This is a genomic window from Cupriavidus sp. GA3-3, assembly GCF_000389805.1.
GTDB classification, from domain to species: Bacteria; Pseudomonadota; Gammaproteobacteria; order Burkholderiales; family Burkholderiaceae; genus Cupriavidus; species Cupriavidus necator_D.
This window is the reverse complement of sequence record NZ_KB944461.1, coordinates 88083-104516: the sequence shown is the minus strand read 5'-3', so window position 1 is coordinate 104516 and position 16434 is coordinate 88083. Positions and strand designations below refer to the sequence as shown.

The 16434-nt window shown below is 66.8% G+C and carries 15 protein-coding genes; 7 read left to right on the top strand and 8 right to left on the bottom strand.

All coding sequences use genetic code 11. From position 1 onward, the window contains the following. Positions 1–10: 10 nt before the first annotated feature. Positions 11–1054: a type IV pilus twitching motility protein PilT gene (locus tag C265_RS03175; protein ID WP_010815050.1), complete on the bottom strand. Its 1044-nt coding sequence runs from the start codon at positions 1052–1054 to the stop codon at positions 11–13. Between the two features lie 63 nt (positions 1055–1117). Here C265_RS03175 and C265_RS03170 point away from each other — a divergent pair, with 63 nt between their 5' ends. Together C265_RS03170 and proC are read left to right on the top strand one after the other, a co-directional pair. After that, positions 1118–1813 carry a YggS family pyridoxal phosphate-dependent enzyme gene (locus C265_RS03170; protein WP_010815051.1) on the top strand — a complete coding sequence of 232 codons (696 nt, stop codon included), beginning with the start codon at positions 1118–1120 and terminating at the stop codon, positions 1811–1813. A 46-nt stretch (positions 1814–1859) separates the two neighbouring features. Further along, positions 1860–2696 (top strand): pyrroline-5-carboxylate reductase, encoded by an 837-nt coding sequence (gene proC, locus C265_RS03165; protein ID WP_010815052.1) that lies wholly within the window; start codon positions 1860–1862, stop codon positions 2694–2696. Between the two features lie 99 nt (positions 2697–2795). Here proC and ubiA read toward each other — a convergent pair whose 3' ends face one another. From ubiA to recG, 6 genes are all read right to left on the bottom strand, one after another. Next, on the bottom strand, positions 2796–3653 hold the full coding sequence (gene ubiA / locus C265_RS03160; RefSeq protein WP_010815053.1) for a 4-hydroxybenzoate octaprenyltransferase: 858 nt from the start codon (positions 3651–3653) through the stop codon (positions 2796–2798). 141 nt (positions 3654–3794) lie between these two features. Beyond that, the gene (locus tag C265_RS03155) at positions 3795–4280 is read right to left on the bottom strand and encodes a Dps family protein (protein WP_010815054.1); all 486 of its coding nucleotides are present in this window, start codon (positions 4278–4280) and stop codon (positions 3795–3797) included. Positions 4281–4373: 93 nt separating this feature from the next. Further along, positions 4374–4571 (bottom strand): hypothetical protein, encoded by a 198-nt coding sequence (locus tag C265_RS03150; protein ID WP_037023517.1) that lies wholly within the window; start codon positions 4569–4571, stop codon positions 4374–4376. A 50-nt stretch (positions 4572–4621) separates the two neighbouring features. Continuing rightward, positions 4622–6064: a catalase gene (locus C265_RS03145; protein WP_010815056.1), complete on the bottom strand. Its 1443-nt coding sequence runs from the start codon at positions 6062–6064 to the stop codon at positions 4622–4624. A 410-nt stretch (positions 6065–6474) separates the two neighbouring features. Next, a complete protein-coding gene (locus C265_RS03140; protein WP_010815057.1) occupies positions 6475–7425 on the bottom strand; it encodes a LysR substrate-binding domain-containing protein in 951 nt (316 codons plus the stop codon). 134 nt (positions 7426–7559) lie between these two features. After that, complete coding sequence (recG, locus tag C265_RS03135; protein ID WP_010815058.1) at positions 7560–9749, bottom strand: ATP-dependent DNA helicase RecG; 2190 nt, start codon at positions 9747–9749, stop codon at positions 7560–7562. A 221-nt stretch (positions 9750–9970) separates the two neighbouring features. Here recG and queA point away from each other — a divergent pair, with 221 nt between their 5' ends. The 5 genes from queA (at position 9971) to secF (ending at position 15818) form a co-directional block, all read left to right on the top strand. Beyond that, positions 9971–11029, top strand: a complete 1059-nt coding sequence (gene queA / locus C265_RS03130; RefSeq protein ID WP_010815059.1) for a tRNA preQ1(34) S-adenosylmethionine ribosyltransferase-isomerase QueA — start codon at positions 9971–9973, stop codon at positions 11027–11029. A gap of 17 nt (positions 11030–11046) precedes the next feature. Continuing rightward, positions 11047–12177, top strand: a complete 1131-nt coding sequence (tgt, locus tag C265_RS03125; RefSeq protein WP_010815060.1) for a tRNA guanosine(34) transglycosylase Tgt — start codon at positions 11047–11049, stop codon at positions 12175–12177. Between the two features lie 221 nt (positions 12178–12398). Further along, complete coding sequence (gene yajC / locus C265_RS03120; RefSeq protein WP_010815061.1) at positions 12399–12725, top strand: preprotein translocase subunit YajC; 327 nt, start codon at positions 12399–12401, stop codon at positions 12723–12725. A gap of 209 nt (positions 12726–12934) precedes the next feature. After that, positions 12935–14806 carry a protein translocase subunit SecD gene (secD, locus tag C265_RS03115; protein ID WP_010815062.1) on the top strand — a complete coding sequence of 624 codons (1872 nt, stop codon included), beginning with the start codon at positions 12935–12937 and terminating at the stop codon, positions 14804–14806. Positions 14807–14846: 40 nt separating this feature from the next. Further along, positions 14847–15818: a protein translocase subunit SecF gene (gene secF / locus C265_RS03110; protein ID WP_010815063.1), complete on the top strand. Its 972-nt coding sequence runs from the start codon at positions 14847–14849 to the stop codon at positions 15816–15818. A 116-nt stretch (positions 15819–15934) separates the two neighbouring features. On the opposite strand, the gene C265_RS32650 is transcribed toward secF, so the two are convergent. Next, positions 15935–16423 carry a TetR/AcrR family transcriptional regulator gene (locus C265_RS32650; RefSeq protein ID WP_052181590.1) on the bottom strand — a complete coding sequence of 163 codons (489 nt, stop codon included), beginning with the start codon at positions 16421–16423 and terminating at the stop codon, positions 15935–15937. Between the last annotated feature and the right edge of the window lie 11 nt (positions 16424–16434).

The following is a 16434-nucleotide window of genomic DNA, read 5'->3' as shown; positions in this document are numbered from 1 at the left end:
GGAGCGGGCCTCAGCCCATGAACGCGTCGGGGTTCTTGGCGATGGCGCGCGCGTCGTTGTAGCTGATGACGCTGCGCTTGATCAGGTCAGACAGGCACTGGTCCAGCGTCTGCATGCCCAGCCCGCTGCTGGTCTGCATCATCGAGTACATCTGCGCGATCTTGTTCTCGCGGATCAGGTGGCGGATCGCGGGCGTGGCGATCATGATCTCGTGCGCGGCGGTGCGGCCATTGCCGTCGCGCGTCTTCAGCAGCGTCTGCGAGATCACCGCCTCCAGCGATTCCGACAGCATGGTGCGCACCATGTCCTTCTCTTCGGGCGGGAACACATCGACCACGCGGTCGATGGTCTTGGCCGCTGAGCTGGTGTGCAGCGTGCCGAAGACCAGGTGGCCGGTCTCGGCCGCGGTCAGCGCCAGGCGGATGGTTTCCAGGTCGCGCAGCTCACCCACCAGGATCACGTCCGGGTCTTCACGCAGTGCCGAGCGCAACGCGTTGGCAAACGAATGCGTGTGCGGCCCCAGCTCGCGCTGGTTGATCAGGCTCTTCTTGGAGCTGTGCACGAATTCGATCGGGTCCTCCACCGTGAGGATGTGGCCCATGTCGCTTTCGTTGCGATGGTCGACCATCGCCGCCAGCGTGGTGGACTTGCCCGAGCCGGTCGGGCCCGTCACCAGCACCAGCCCGCGCGGCTTCATGCACAGGTCGGCAAACACCGCGGGCGCGCGCAGCTCTTCGAGCGTGAGCACCTTGGAGGGAATGGTACGGAACACCGCGGCGGCGCCGCGCTGGGTGTTATAGGCATTGACCCGGAAGCGGGACAGGCCGGCGATCTCGAACGAGAAATCGATTTCGAGGCGTTCTTCGTAGGCCTTGCGCTGGGTGTCGCTCATGATGTCGTACACCATGGCGTGGACATCCTTGTGCGTCATCGAGGCGATGTTGATCCGGCGCATGTCGCCGTGGATCCGCACCATCGGCGGCATGTCCGCGGAGAGATGAAGATCAGACGCCTTGTTCTTGACAGCGAAAGCCAATAGCTGCGCGATGTCCATCTATAATGACCCCACCCTAGTTATCAGTACTTTGCGTACTTTCTTTTGTATGTTCGCCGGATTATGTCTGTAATTGCCGCCAACTTGCAAGCCGTTCACCAGCGCATCGCGGCGGCCGCACAACAAGCCGGCAGACAGCCCGCGGACATCGCCCTGCTGGCGGTTTCCAAGACCGTTCCCCCCGACCGCATAAGGGCCGCATACGCCGCCGGACAGGTCGCTTTCGGCGAAAACTACGTCCAGGAAGGCGTCGACAAGATCGCCGCGCTGGCCGACCTGCGCCACCGCCTGCAATGGCATTTCATCGGCCCGCTGCAGAGCAACAAGACCCGCCTGGTGGCGGAGCATTTCGACTGGGTGCACGCCGTCGACCGGCTCAGGATCGCCGAGCGGCTGTCGGCCCAGCGCCCGGCCGGCATGGCCGCGCTGCAGGTCTGCATCCAGGTCAATATCAGCGGCGAAGCCAGCAAGAGCGGCGTCGCCCCGGCAGAGGTGCCCGGCCTGGCACATGCCGTCGCCGCGCTGCCAGGCCTGCGCCTGCGCGGGCTGATGGCCATCCCCGAGCCCGAGCACGACCCCGCCGCGCAGCGCCGCCCATTCGCGGCCATGCGCGCCATGCTGCAGGCGCTGCGCACCGACGGCCTGGACCTCGACACGCTGTCGATGGGCATGTCGGGCGACATGGAAGCCGCCATCGCCGAGGGCGCCACGCTGGTGCGGATCGGCACCGCCATTTTCGGAGCGCGCCAATACCCGTAGTCCGGCGCGCCCAGTCCATTCCCTTCAAGCCCCCCAACGGATCTCCATGCTCGATACCCTTACCTTTGGCTTTCTCGGCGGCGGCAACATGGCCACCGCACTGATCGGCGGCCTGATCGCCCGCGGCGTGCCGGCCGGCTCGATCCGCGTGGTCGACCCCTTCCCCGAGGCCCAGCAACGCCTGGCGCGCGACCTCGGCGTGCATGCCGCCGGCGCGCCGGATGCCGCCTTCGGCGCCTGCGACGTGCTGGTGCTGGCGGTCAAGCCGCAGCAGTTCCGCGACGCCGCGGCGCAGCTGCTGCCGATCCTGCCGGCCAGCGGCAAGGGCAACCTGGTGATCAGCGTGGCCGCCGGCATCCGGCTGCAGGACATGGAGCGCTGGCTGGACGGGCGCACCCGGCTGGTGCGGGCGATGCCGAATACGCCGGCGCTGGCCGGCATGGGCATGACCGGGCTGGCCGCGCCGGCCGGGCTGTCGGCCGAAGACCGCGCGATCGCCAGCGCGGTGGCCGAGGCCGTCGGCAAGTGCGTATGGGTGGATGGGGATGACCAGATCGATGCGGTCACCGCCATTTCCGGCAGTGGGCCGGCCTATGTCTTCTACTTTATCGAGGCGATGGAACGGGCCGCCACCGAGCTGGGCCTGACGGCGGAGCAAGGCCGCGAACTGGCGGTAGAGACCTTCCGTGGCGCTGCTACCCTGGCCGGGCAGTCTTCCGAGCCGGTGTCGACGCTGCGTGAGCGCGTGACGTCCAAGGGCGGCACGACGTATGCGGCGCTGACGGCGATGGAGGCTTCGGGCATTGGTGATGCCTTCGTGCGCGCGATGCATGCTGCCGCGGCGCGGGGCAAGGAGATGGGGGCGGAGTTCGGGAAGGATTGAGGCGCGGCCAAACCGCGGGCGCTCTGACCTGGCCGCCGCCCCATGTGAACGCTCCCCTCTCCCGCAAGCGGGAGAGGGGAGAAAACCAGCGGGATCTAATCAGCGAATTGCATAAGCCACCGCCGTCCCCGCAAACACACAGGCCCCCAGCCAGTTGTTATGCCGGAACGCCGCGAAACACCGCATCCGGTCGCGGTCACGAATCAGCGTGTAATGATACCCGGCGCAACCCGCAGCCGCCGCCAGCCCCACCCAGTAAGGCCACCCCAGCCCCAGCAGCACCCCCGCCCACGCCATCAGCGCCAGGAACGCGGCATAGCAGAGCATGATCGCCGCCACGTCGAAGCGGCCAAAGGTAATGGCCGAAGTCTTCATGCCGATCAGGAGGTCGTCGTCACGATCGACCATCGCATAAGCCGTGTCATACGCCACCGCCCAGAACACATTGGCCAGCAGCATCAGCCACGCCACCGGCGGCACCTGGTCCTGGATCGCGGCAAACGCCATCGGGATACCAAAGCCAAACGCGATGCCGAGATAAGCCTGCGGAATCGCAAAGAAGCGCTTGAAGAACGGGTAAGTGCCGGCCACCACCGCCGCCACCACCGCCAGCCATTTGGTCAGCGCATTGAGCGGCAACACCAGCGCAAAAGCCACCAGCGCCAGCACGGCGGCGACGGCCAGCGCTTCCCACGCTGCGATCTTGCCCGCGGTCAGCGGCCGTTCCCTGGTGCGCTTGACGTGCTTGTCGAAGTCGCGGTCCGCCCAGTCGTTGATGGCGCAGCCAGCCGAGCGCATCAGAAAGGTGCCCGCCACGAAGATCCAGAACAGCCCCCACGCCGGCGGCCCGCCCGCGGCCATCCACATGGCCCACAGCGTCGGCCACAGCAGCAGCAGCGTGCCGATCGGCTTGTCGATGCGCACCAGGCGCGCGTAGAGGGAAAGGCGTTCAAGCATGGGCGTGGGGGGCAACGGCGAGAGGGTCTGCACTGCGCGGATCCGGGAAGGAGGATTCAATGAAAACGCGCCGCAGCCCGGACGGTTGCGACGCGCAGTGCCGGCCGCTACTGAAGGGCAGCCGGAGGTGGCAAGCTGGCCTCAGGCCAGCATCGCGCGCAGCATCCACGCGGTCTTTTCGTGCGTCTGCATGCGCTGGGTCAGCAGGTCGGCCGACGGTTCGTCGCCGGCGGCGTCGATCACCGGGAACAGCGAACGCGCGGTGCGCACCACGGCTTCCTGGCCTTCGACCAGCTTGCGGATCATTTCGGTGGCCTCGGGCACGCCCTCTTCCTCCGCGATCGAAGACAGGCGGGCGTATTCCTTGTAGGTGCCCGGTGCCGGGTAGCCCAGCGCGCGGATACGCTCGGCGATCGAGTCCACGGCGAGCGCCAGCTCGGTGTACTGGGTCTCGAACATCAGATGCAGCGTATTGAACATGGGACCCGTCACGTTCCAGTGGAAGTTATGGGTCTTGAGGTAGAGGGTGTAGGTGTCCGCCAGCAGCTTGGACAGGCCTTCCGCGATCTTCTTGCGGTCCTTGTCGGAAATACCGATATTCACGCTCATCTCATTCTTCTTTGCCATGGTAAATACGCTCCGTTCTGGTAAAGCCACGAGGGGCGCCGCCGGCGCTTGCCATGTTTTGGGGCCGGGCGGCGCAGTACCCGCATTATTGCACTAGCCGGCAATCCCGGCCAAACCCCGGGCCACCTCGCTGAACATCACGGTCGCGCCGAGCACGATCACGGCGGCGCCGATTTCCTTGCGCCACAGCTTGTGGCGCAGCCGCGCGGCATCGGCGCGCCGGGGCTGGTCGTGCCCGTCATGCCACAGCTGTCGCCACTCTTGGATAAACAACCGGATCATCGCCATCATCGTTCTCCGCGGCGCGGCATCCCGCCAGGGGCGCCGCGCCAGGCTGCCGCTTACTTCAGGTTGAGCGCGCGCTTCACGCCCTCGCCGTAGGCCGGGTCGGCCTTGGTGAAGTGCTCCAGCTGCACGCGCACGATCGCCTCAGGCACGCCCTGCATCGCCGCCGCGATATTGGCGAACAGGCGCTGGCGCTGGCCTTCGTCGAACAGGCGGAACAGCGCGCCGGGCTGGCTGTAGTAGTCCGGGTCGACGCGGTGGTCCCAGTGGTCGGCGGCACCATCCAGTGCCAGCGGCGGCTCGATCGCGCGTTCGCTGGCGGCGTAGGCGCCTTCGCGGTTGGGCTCGTAGTTGAGCTTGCCTCCCTGGTTGCCGTCCACGCGCATCGCGCCGTCACGGTGGAAGCTGTTGTGGAACGGGCATTTCGGCGCATTCACCGGGATCTGGTTGTGGTTGATCCCCAGGCGGTAGCGCTGCGTGTCGCCGTACGAGAACAGCCGCCCCTGCAGCATCTTGTCGGGCGAGAAGCCGATGCCCGGCACGATATTGGCCGGATTCATCGCCACCTGCTCGACCTCGGCAAAGTAGTTGTCCGGGTTGCGGTTGAGCTCGAGCACGCCCACGTCGATCAGCGGGTAGTCCTTGTGCGGCCAGACCTTGGTCAGGTCGAACGGATTGATGTGGTACTTGGCCGCATCGGCCTCCGGCATGACCTGGACGCGCAGGTTCCAGCGCGGAAAATTGCCTTGCTCGATGTTCTCGAACAGGTCGCGCTGCGCGCTTTCGCGGTCCGTTGCCACGACCTTGGCCGCTTCTTCATTGGTCCAGTTGGCGATGCCCTGCTGCGACTTGAAGTGGAACTTGACCCAGAAGCGCTCGTTGTTCGCGTTGATGAACGAGTACGTGTGCGAGCCGAAGCCGTGGATCTGGCGGTAGTTCTGCGGCAGACCGCGGTCGCTCATCAGGATGGTGACCTGGTGCAGCGATTCCGGATGGCGCGACCAGAAGTCCCACACCGCGATCGGGTCGCGCAGGTTGGTGCGCGGATTGCGCTTCTGCGTGTGGATAAAGTCCGGGAACTTGAGCGGGTCGCGCACGAAGAACACCGGGGTATTGTTGCCGACCACGTCCCAGTTGCCTTCGTCGGTGTAGAACTTGATCGAGAAGCCGCGCACGTCGCGCTCGGCATCGGCCGCGCCGCGCTCGCCGGCCACGGTCGAGAAGCGGATGAACAGCGGCGTCTCCTTGCCGACCTGGGCAAAGACCGAAGCCTTGGTGTACCTGGTGATGTCGTGGGTGACCTTGAGCGTGCCATAAGCGCCCGAGCCCTTGGCATGCACGCGCCGCTCGGGGATGACCTCGCGGTCGAAGTGGGCCAGCTTTTCGAGGAACCAGACATCCTGCAGCAGCATCGGGCCGCGCGGACCGGCCGTCTGCGCGTTCTGGTTGTCGGCGACGGGTGCGCCGGCGGCAGTGGTAAGGGTGTCCTTCTTGCTCATCTTTTCCTCTTTGTGGGTAGGCTGAAAGGGAACGCCGCATCAGAGCGCGGCGGCATAGCAGGCAAGGCAATCGAGCAGGCAGCGCCCCACGCGGAGGGGAAACGGGCGCCCGTTGATTGTTGTCGGAGAGAACTGGGCGCTGGTGCTCATCATTGGTTCCTGTCTCAGGTCGATGCCATCTGCATCGACAGGAGTCAGCCTACCAACGATCTATCGAATTGAGAATTCAATTATTTATACCTATGCATTAGGTCAAATCTATCTGGGATTTCTGCAACTTATCGCAGCGGAAGGTGACCGCCCGAAGACAGGTCCCTGAAATACCCCGTTGCGGGGCCGGAAATGACAACGGCCGCAACGGAATCTCCGGTGCGGCCGAGGGAAATGCCGGTACTGTGGGGGCAGGAAGATCAGGCCGCTTCGGCCAGCTCCTTGGCGTCCAGCTTGCGCACGCCGGCGAGCTCGCACGCGGCCACGGCGTTGGCCAGCGCTTCCATAGCCGGCAGCCGGGTGAAGCTCTTGCGCCAGGCCAGCACCACGCGCCGGTCGGGCACCGGATCGGCAAACGGCACATAGGACAGCATGTCGCCCTTGGCCTTCAGGTCGGGCACCGAGGTGCGCGGCAGCACGGTGATGCCGACCCCGCTGGCCACCATATGGCGAATGGTTTCCAGCGACGAGCCCTCGAAGGTCTTCTGGATGCCATCGGCCGCCTGCGAGAAGCGCGACAGTTCCGGGCACACGCCCAGCACATGGTCGCGGAAGCAGTGGCCGCTGCCCAGCAGCAGCATGGTTTGCTGCTTCAGTTCATCGGGGTCGATGGAGCGCGCCTGCGCCAGCTGGTGGCCGCGCGGCACGGCGACGACAAAGGGTTCGTCGTAGAGCGGGCGCACCGTCAGGCCCGAATCCGCGAACGGCTCGGCCATCACCGCGCAGTCGATCTCACCCTGCTTGAGCAGCTCGATCAGCTTGTGGGTGTAGTTCTCCTGCAGCATCAGCGGCATCTGCGGCACGGTCTCGATCATCTGCTTGACCAGCGACGGCAGCAGGTACGGCCCGATGGTGTAGATCACGCCCACGCGCAGCGGACCCGCAAGCGGGTCCTTGCCCTGCTTGGCGATCTCGCGAATGGCCATGGTCTGTTCAAGCACGCGCTGGGCCTGCGCCACGATCTGCTCGCCGACCGACGTCACCGACACCTCGGAGGTGCCGCGCTCGAAAATCTGCACGTTGAGTTCGTCTTCCAGCTTCTTGATCGCGACCGACAGCGTCGGCTGCGACACAAAGCAGGCTTCGGCGGCCCGGCCGAAATGGCGCTCGCGCGCCACGGCGACGATGTACTTGAGTTCGGTGAGCGTCATGACTTATCAGTTTCCGGTAGGCGATAGATTTTACCTTCGATTGCCGCTTCTGTCAGAGCGCCAGCCCGAATAGCCCGCAGCGGACTGGCGGGTGCGCTGGATGGCGCACATCCCGTCGAAAAACCAGCCCGCGATCAAGCCTTGAGGTAGTGCTCGCGCCCACCCAGCCAGCGCGAAAGGTGCGCTTCCACCGCTTCCGGGTAGCGCGCCAGCATCAGTTCGGCCGCCTCCTGCGCGTATTCCACCAGCCACGCGTCGGTCTGCAGGTCGGCAAAGCGCAACATCGCTTCGCCGGACTGGCGCGCACCCAGGAACTCGCCCGGGCCGCGGATCTCCAGGTCGCGCCGGGCGATCTCGAAGCCGTCGGTGGTCTCGCGCATGGTCGCCAGGCGCTCGCGCGCGGTCGGCGACAGCGGCGCCTGGTACATCAGCAGGCAGACCGATTCGGCGCTGCCCCGCCCCACCCGCCCGCGCAGCTGGTGCAGCTGCGCCAGGCCGAAGCGCTCGGCGTGCTCGATCACCATCAGCGAGGCATTGGGCACGTCCACGCCCACTTCGATCACGGTGGTGGCCACCAGCACCTGCATGCGGTTGGCGCTGAAGTCGTCCATCACCGCGGCCTTCTCGGCCGGCGGCAGGCGCCCGTGCACCAGGCCCACGCGCAGGTCGGGCAGCGCGGCCACCAGCGTTTCATAGGTCTCCACCGCGGTCTGCAGCTGCAGCGCCTCGCTTTCCTCGATCAGCGGACACACCCAGTAGACCTGGCGGCCTTCGGCGGCGGCGTGATGGATGCGTCCGATCACTTCGTCGCGCCGCTCGTCGTTGACCAGGCGCGTGACGATGGGGGTGCGGCCCGGCGGCAATTCATCGATCACCGACACATCGAGGTCGGCGTAGTAAGTCATGGCGAGCGTGCGCGGGATCGGCGTGGCCGACATCATCAACTGGTGCGGCACGGTCTCGGCCGCGGTCGCCGCTGAATCGGGGGTATCGGCGGCACCGGCCTTGCCGCGCAGCGCCAGCCGCTGCGCCACGCCGAAGCGGTGCTGCTCGTCGACCACCGACAGCCCCAGTTTGGCAAAGCGCACGGTGTCCTGGATCAGCGCGTGGGTGCCGATCACCAGCTGCGCCTGGCCCGATTCCACGCGCGCCACGGCCTCGCGCTTGTCGCGTGCCTTCTGGCTGCCGGCCAGCCACGCCACCGGCACGCCCAGCGGCTCCAGCCATGCGGACAGCTTGCGGTAGTGCTGCTCGGCCAGGATTTCGGTGGGCGCCATCAAAGCGGCCTGGTAGCCGGCATCGATCGCCTGGCAGGCCGCCAGCGCGGCGACGATGGTCTTGCCGCTGCCCACGTCGCCCTGCAGCAGCCGGTGCATCGGGTGCGGGCGCGTCATGTCGGCGGCGATTTCTTCCACCACGCGCTGCTGCGCCCCGGTCAGCCGGAACGGCAACGCGGCCAGGAAGCGCGTCAGCAGGCCGCCCTCGCGGCGCGGCATGGTCGGCGCGGTCTTTTCGCGCCGCGCCGCGTGCGCGCGCCGCAGCGAGATCTGCTGCGCCAGCAGTTCGTCGAACTTGATGCGCTGCCAGGCCGGGTGCGAGCGGTCGGCCAGCGCGGCCTCACTCTCCTGCGGCGGAGGCGCGTGCAGCAGCCGCAGGCAGTCGGCCAGCGGGCGCAGGTGCAGGCGTGCCAGCGGCCCCTCCAGCACCGCCCGCGGCAGCGTCTCGGGCATGGGCGTGCGCGACAGCGTGCCGCCGATAGCCTTGCGCAGATAGGCCTGCGGGATGCCGGCGGTGGACGGATACACCGGCGTCAGGCGGTCGGGCAGCGCTTCGCCGGGCACCACCGGACGCACCGTCGGGTGGACCATCTCGGCGCCGAAGAAGCCGCCGCGCACCTCGCCGCGCACGCGCAGGCGCACGCCTTCGGCCATCTGCTTGGTCTGGTTGCCGTAGAAGTTCAGGAAGCGCAGCGTCAGCTCGCCGCTGTCGTCGGCGATCTTGACCACCAGCTGGCGGCGCGGCCGGAACGTGACTTCGTTGGAGATGACCTCGCCTTCCACCTGCGCCGGCAGCCCGAGCCCGGCGCGGTGGATCGCCTCGGCGATCGGCGCCAGCGTGGTCTCGTCCTCATAGCGCATCGGCAGGTGCAGCACCAGGTCGACGGGACGGCGCAGGCCGAGCTTGGCCAGGCGCGCGGCCGCGGAAGACGTGCCGGAGGCGGCGGCCTTGCCCCTGGCTTCGCCGGCCTTGCCGCGCGCGGGCGCCGCCGTTTCCTTGGCGGCGTCGGCGGGGTCGTGGATCGGTTCAGCGGCGGTTCCGGGCATCGGCGAAAAAGTTGGCAGCGGTCGCTCTCGTGCTGCGGGGTTGGCTGGCGCGGCGCCGGCGAATAGCCGGCATCACGCCTGGCCCGGCGGCAAGCGCGCCCGTGGCCTTACAATATCGGATTCGCCGATTGTACCCATGCCGGCTGCCACCACGGGCAGCGGAGTGCCGTTTTGTGCCCCGCTCCGGCCTGCATGGGATCGCGCAGCCCGCCGCTCCCACGATGTTGACGCTTTCCGATTTCGATTTCCCGCTGCCGCCAGAACTGATTGCCCAGAGTGCGCTGCCCGACCGCAGCGCGAGCCGGCTGCTGGTGGTCGAACGGCTGGCCCCGGCCGACACCGCCGACGCGGTGCGCATGGTCGACCGCGCCTTCAGCGACATCGTCGACTACCTGCGTCCCGACGACTTGCTGGTCTTCAACGACACCCGCGTGATCAAGGCGCGCTTCTTCGGCCACAAGCCCAGCGGCGGCAAGATCGAGGTGCTGGTCGAGCGCGTGGTCGACAGCCACACCGTGCTGGCCCAGGTGCGCGCCTCCAAGACCCCGACCGAGGGCAGCATACTGCACCTGGCTGACGGCGCCTTCGCCGTCACCGTGGGCCCGCGTGTGGACCAGTTCTTCACGCTGGGCTTCCCCGAACCGGCGCTGGACCTGATCGAGCGCTACGGCCGCCTGCCGCTGCCGCCATATATCAGGCACGACCCGGACGCCTACGACGAGACCCGCTACCAGACCGTCTACGCGCGCAGCCCGGGCGCGGTGGCCGCACCCACCGCGGGCCTGCATTTCGACGATGCGCTGTTCGCGCGGCTCGATGCCGCCCGCGTGCGGCGCGCCTTCCTGACGCTGCACGTGGGCGCCGGCACCTTCCAGCCGGTGCGCACCGAGAACCTGGCCGAGCACAAGATGCACTCGGAGTGGTACGCCGTCTCCGCAGACCTGGCCCAGGCCGTGCGCGACACCCGCGCACGCGGCGGCCGCGTGATCGCGGTCGGCACCACCTCGCTGCGCGCGCTGGAATCGGCCGCGCAGGCCGACGGCACGCTCGCCGCCGGCAGCGGCGACACCGATATCTTCATCACCCCCGGCTACCGCTTCCGCCTGGTCGATGCCCTGATCACCAACTTCCACCTGCCCAAGTCGACGCTGCTGATGCTGGTGTCGGCACTGGCCGGCGTGGAAGCCATCCGCGCCGCCTACCGCCATGCGGTCGAGCAGCGCTACCGTTTCTTCAGCTACGGCGACGCCATGCTGCTGACCCGCCAGCCCGGCGCCTGAATCCAGAATCACAAGCCATGCTCAACTTCGAACTCATCACCACCGACGGCAACGCCCGCCGCGGCCGCGTCACGCTGAACCACGGCGTGGTCGAGACGCCGATCTTCATGCCGGTCGGCACCTACGGCTCGGTCAAGGCGATGTCGCCGCTGGAACTGAACGAGATTGGCGCGCACATCATCCTGGGCAATACCTTCCACCTGTGGCTGCGCCCCGGGTTGGACGTGGTCAACGCCCACGAGGGCCTGCACAAGTTTATCGGCTGGGACAAGCCGATCCTGACCGATTCCGGTGGCTTCCAGGTGTTTTCGCTCGGCGATCTGCGCAAGATCACTGAAGATGGCGTCACGTTCGCATCTCCGGTCAATGGCGACAAGCTTTTCCTGTCGCCCGAGATCTCGATGCAGATCCAGCGCACGCTGAACTCCGACATCGTGATGCAGTTCGATGAGTGCACGCCGTACGAGATCGACGGCCGCGCCGCCACGCACGAGGAAGCGGCCAAGTCGATGCGCATGAGCCTGCGCTGGGCCAAGCGCTCGCGCGACGAGTTCGAGCGCCTGGCCAACCCCAACGCGCTGTTCGGCATCGTCCAGGGAGGCATGTACGAAGACCTGCGCGACGAATCGCTGGCCGGCCTGTCCGAGCTGGACTTCCACGGCTTTGCCATCGGCGGGCTGTCGGTGGGCGAGCCCAAGGAAGACATGATGCGCGTGCTCGAGCACGTCGCGCCGCGCCTCCCGGCCCACAAGCCGCACTACCTGATGGGCGTGGGCACGCCCGAAGACCTGGTCGCCGGCGTCGCCGCCGGGGTGGACATGTTCGACTGCGTGATGCCCACCCGCAACGCACGCAACGGCTGGCTCTTCACCCGCTTCGGCGACGTCAAGATCAAGAACGCGGCGCACCGCAACGATCCGCGCCCGCTCGATGAAAGCTGCGCCTGCTACACCTGCCGCAACTTCTCGCGCGCCTACCTGCACCACCTGCACCGCGTAGGCGAGATCCTGGGCGCGCGCCTCAATACCATCCACAACCTGCACTACTACCTGCAACTGATGCGCGAGATGCGCGAAGCCATCGAGCACCACCGCTTTGCCGACTTCCGGCGCCAGTTCGCCGCTGACCGCGCCCGCGGCACGCAGTGACAATGCCCGCTGGCGCGAACTTTTGCGCTGCCGGCGGTCGAATAGCCGGGTCATCCGGGGGCGAGCCGCGATCCGGAGCGCCCGGCCTTGCCGCCCCCTGCCGCAAGTTGTCCCGGGCGCACCCGAACAAACCCGTATTCCGCCCTAGAATGCCAAGGGTGGGCGGAATGCGAATGGTAGAATGATCGATTATTTGACTAATTTTGTGACGGAGAATCAACGTGCTGATTTCTAACGCATTTGCCCAGACCACCGGTACCGGCGGCGCGGCTGGCGGCCTGATGAGCTTCCTGCCCATCATCCTGATGTTTGGCGTGCTGTGGTTCATCATGATCCGCCCGCAGATGAAGCGTCAGAAGGAAGCCAAGGCAATGCTCGAAGCGCTGGCCAAGAACGACGAAGTCGTGACCGCCGGCGGCATCCTGGGCAAGGTGACCAAGGTCACCGACCAGTACGTCAGCCTGGAAATCGCCGAAGGCACGGAAATCACCGTGCAGAAGAACGCCGTGACGACGGTGCTGCCGAAGGGCTCGCTGAAGGCGCTCTGATCCACCGATCGCGCGCGCGACTCCCGCCTTTGTCTTTTCCGGCATGCCCGTTCGCGCATGCCCCGGCAGCCGCCTGATCCAGCCCGACGAAGCCCCCGTGGCTTCGATCCGTGGTTGCCAGGCGGCTGTTTGCCAAACCGGTTCGGCCCCGCCGACGTGGTGCGCCACGCCAGCGCCGGCCCCGCCAACCGCTGAATGACTGGCCAGAGATGAATCGTTATCCGCTTTGGAAATACCTCGTGATCCTGGTGGCCCTGGCCATCGGCATCATCTATACCTTGCCGAATTTCTTCGGCGAGGCGCCTGCGGTGCAGGTGTCCTCGGGCAAGGCCACGGTCAAGGTCGACCTGTCGATGCAGAAGCAGGTCGAAGAGATCCTGGCACAGAACCAGCTGCAGCCTGACGGCGTCTTTTTTGATATTTCCGGCCAGTCCGGCTCGGTCAAGGCGCGCTTCCGCACCACCGACGAGCAGCTCAAGGCCAAGGACATCCTGTCGCGCACGCTCAACCCCGACGCGGCCGACCCCACCTATGTGGTCGCGCTGAACCTGCTGTCGGGCTCGCCGCGCTGGCTGACCGCCATGCACGCGCTGCCGATGTACCTGGGCCTGGACTTGCGCGGCGGCGTGCACTTCCTGCTGCAGGTCGACATGAAGGGCGCGGTCGACAAGAAGCTCGACAGCCTGGGCGGCGACGCGCGCACCCTGCTGCGCGACAAGAGCATCCGCCACGGCGGCATCGACCGCGATGGCGAGCGCCTGACGGTGCGCTTCAACAACGCCGACGACGCCAACCGCGCGCGTCCGCTGCTGGCCGACAACCTGCGCGAAGTCGCCTTCGCCATGGACGGCAACAATATCGTCGGCACCTTCACCGAAGCCGCCCGCAAGGCCGTGCAGGATGCCGCGGTCAAGCAGAACATCACCACGCTGCACAACCGCGTCAACGAGCTTGGCGTGGCCGAGCCGGTGATCCAGCAGCAAGGCGCCGACCGCATCGTGGTGCAGCTGCCCGGCGTGCAGGACACCGCCAAGGCCAAGGACATCATCGGCCGCACCGCCACGCTCGAAGCCCGCCTGGTCGACAACGACGCACCGCGCAGCCCGCGCCCGGGCGACCCGATCCCGTTCGGCAGCGAGCTCTTCACGCAAGGCAACGGCGCCCCGGTGGTGCTGAAGAAGCAGGTCATCTTCACCGGCGACCGCATTGAAAGCGCCTCGGCCGGCTTCGACCAGAACCAGCAGCCTTCGGTCAACATCAAGCTCGACGCCCAGGGCGGACGCGTGCTGCGCGACGTCTCGCGCGAGAACCTGAAGAAGCCGATGGCGATCGTGCTGTTCGAAAAGGGCAAGGGCGAAGTGCTGACGGTGGCGACGATCCAGTCCGAACTGGGCTCCAGCTTCCAGATCACCGGCTCCTACTCCACCGAAGCCGCCAACGACCTGGCGCTGCTGCTGCGCGCCGGCTCGCTGGCCGCGCCGATGGAGATCATCGAAGAGCGCACCATCGGCCCGTCGCTGGGCGCGGACAACATCCAGAAGGGTTTTGACTCGGTCGCCTACGGCTTTGCCGCCATCGGCGTGTTCATGATCCTGTACTACATGCTGTTCGGCGTGTTCTCGGTGGTGGCGCTGGGCGTGAACCTGCTGCTGCTGATCGCGGTGCTGTCGATGCTGCAGGCCACGCTGACGCTGCCGGGCATTGCCGCCATCGCGCTGGTGCTGGGCATGGCCATCGACGCCAACGTGCTGATCAACGAGCGCATCCGCGAGGAACTGCGCGCGGGCGCGTCGCCGCAGATGGCGATCGCGGTCGGCTTCGACCGCGCCTGGGCCACCATCCTGGACTCCAACGTGACCACGCTGATCGCCGGCCTGGCACTGCTGGCCTTTGGTTCGGGCCCGGTGCGCGGCTTTGCCGTGGTGCACTGCCTGGGCATCCTGACCTCGATGTTCTCGGCGGTGTTCTTCAACCGCGGCCTGGTCAACCTCTGGTACGGCCGCAAGAAGAAGCTGCAGAGCGTGGCCATCGGCCAGATCTGGAAGCCGGGCAACACCACCGACACGCCGGTCGCCAAGTAAGGCGAGCAGCAACAACTAGCAGTACAGAACAGGATTCAACATGGAATTCTTCCGCATCCGGCGCGACATTCCGTTCATGAAGCACGCGTTGGTCTTCAACGTGATTTCCTTCCTGACGTTTGCCGCAGCCGTGTTCTTCCTCTGGCACAAGGGCCTGCACCTGTCGATCGAATTCACCGGCGGCACGGTGATGGAAGTCAGCTACCAGCAGACCGCCGACCTGGAAAAGATCCGCGGCCAGGTGGGCAAGCTGGGCTATACCGACGTGCAGGTGCAGAATTTCGGCACCTCGCGCGACGTGATGATCCGCCTGCCGCTGCAGAAGGGCCCGGACGGCAAGCCCGTCACCTCGGCCCAGCAGAGCGAGCAGGTGATGACCTCGCTGCAGGCGGCCTCGCCTGACGTGAAGCTGCAACGGGTGGAGTTTGTCGGCCCGCAGGTGGGCAAGGAGCTGGCCACCGACGGCCTGCTCGCGCTGCTGTGCGTGGTGGCCGGCATCGTGATCTACCTGTCGTTCCGCTTCGAGTGGAAGTTCGCGGTGGCGGGCATCATCGCCAACCTGCACGACGTGGTCATCATCCTGGGCTTCTTCGCCTACTTCCAGTGGGAATTCTCGCTGTCGGTGCTGGCGGCGATCCTGGCGGTGCTGGGCTACTCGGTCAACGAATCGGTGGTGATCTTCGACCGGATCCGCGAGAACTTCCGCAAGTTCCGCAAGATGAGCACCCACGAGATCATCGACAACGCGATCACCAGCACCATCTCGCGCACCATCATCACCCACGGCTCGACCCAGATGATGGTGCTGTCGATGTTCTTCTTCGGCGGCCCCACGCTGCACTACTTTGCCCTGGCACTGACGGTCGGCATCTTGTTCGGCATCTACTCGTCGGTGTTCGTGGCCGCGGCGCTGGCGATGTGGCTGGGCGTCAAGCGCGAGGACCTGGTCAAGGGCGAGAAGAAGTCCGACTCGACCGACCGCAACGACCCCAACTACGGCGCGCAGGCCTGACGGCTTGCCGCCCACGAAAACAAAGGCGCCCCGGGCGCCTTTGTTTTTTTCCGCGGTCGGCCGGTGTTATGCCTGGCCTGACCAGCGTGAGCGCGCTCCCGCGGGCGGGGCCGGCATCAGCGGCTCGCGGTCCTGTCCCGGCTCGGGCTCGGGGATGGGGCGGCCGGAATCGCGCCATTCCACGGCGGCGGCAAAACCGTAGCGCTCGGCACACTCCTTGAACCAGATCCCCTCGGGCGAATGTCGCGTGATGCCGCGGCGCGGGCCCGCGCCGGCGTTGCGTCGCCGGCGGGCTTTGCCGGGGGCGGGACATCGCCGGTGGCCGCGCGCACGTATTGCTGCAACTGGAGCAGGGACTCGCCCAGCACCGCGGCGTAAAGGACTTCGATGTTCTCGAAATACAGATAGAGGGTCGCCGGGGCGATGCCGGCCGCCAACGCGATCCGCCTGGCGGACGCTGCCTCGAGTCCCGCGGAAACCAGGATGGTTCGCGCCGCCTCGACAATCGCTGCGCGCTGCGTATCGACGTTCTGCGCGGAGCGCGCGGGCCGCCCCCTGCGCCTGGCGGCTACGGCAGCGGCCGCACCGATCGTCTTGCTTGCCATGTCAGCCTGCA

What these genes read in the sequence shown, in the direction of transcription:
- C265_RS03175 (WP_010815050.1), bottom strand. Translation starts at nt 1,054, where the DNA reads ATGGACATCGCGCAGCTATTGGCTTTCGCTGTCAAGAACAAGGCGTCT.
- C265_RS03170 (WP_010815051.1), top strand. Translation starts at nt 1,118, where the DNA reads ATGTCTGTAATTGCCGCCAACTTGCAAGCCGTTCACCAGCGCATCGCG.
- proC (WP_010815052.1), top strand. Translation starts at nt 1,860, where the DNA reads ATGCTCGATACCCTTACCTTTGGCTTTCTCGGCGGCGGCAACATGGCC.
- ubiA (WP_010815053.1), bottom strand. Translation starts at nt 3,653, where the DNA reads ATGCTTGAACGCCTTTCCCTCTACGCGCGCCTGGTGCGCATCGACAAG.
- C265_RS03155 (WP_010815054.1), bottom strand. Translation starts at nt 4,280, where the DNA reads ATGGCAAAGAAGAATGAGATGAGCGTGAATATCGGTATTTCCGACAAG.
- C265_RS03150 (WP_037023517.1), bottom strand. Translation starts at nt 4,571, where the DNA reads ATGATGGCGATGATCCGGTTGTTTATCCAAGAGTGGCGACAGCTGTGG.
- C265_RS03145 (WP_010815056.1), bottom strand. Translation starts at nt 6,064, where the DNA reads ATGAGCAAGAAGGACACCCTTACCACTGCCGCCGGCGCACCCGTCGCC.
- C265_RS03140 (WP_010815057.1), bottom strand. Translation starts at nt 7,425, where the DNA reads ATGACGCTCACCGAACTCAAGTACATCGTCGCCGTGGCGCGCGAGCGC.
- recG (WP_010815058.1), bottom strand. Translation starts at nt 9,749, where the DNA reads ATGCCCGGAACCGCCGCTGAACCGATCCACGACCCCGCCGACGCCGCC.
- queA (WP_010815059.1), top strand. Translation starts at nt 9,971, where the DNA reads ATGTTGACGCTTTCCGATTTCGATTTCCCGCTGCCGCCAGAACTGATT.
- tgt (WP_010815060.1), top strand. Translation starts at nt 11,047, where the DNA reads ATGCTCAACTTCGAACTCATCACCACCGACGGCAACGCCCGCCGCGGC.
- secD (WP_010815062.1), top strand. Translation starts at nt 12,935, where the DNA reads ATGAATCGTTATCCGCTTTGGAAATACCTCGTGATCCTGGTGGCCCTG.
- secF (WP_010815063.1), top strand. Translation starts at nt 14,847, where the DNA reads ATGGAATTCTTCCGCATCCGGCGCGACATTCCGTTCATGAAGCACGCG.
- C265_RS32650 (WP_052181590.1), bottom strand. Translation starts at nt 16,423, where the DNA reads ATGGCAAGCAAGACGATCGGTGCGGCCGCTGCCGTAGCCGCCAGGCGC.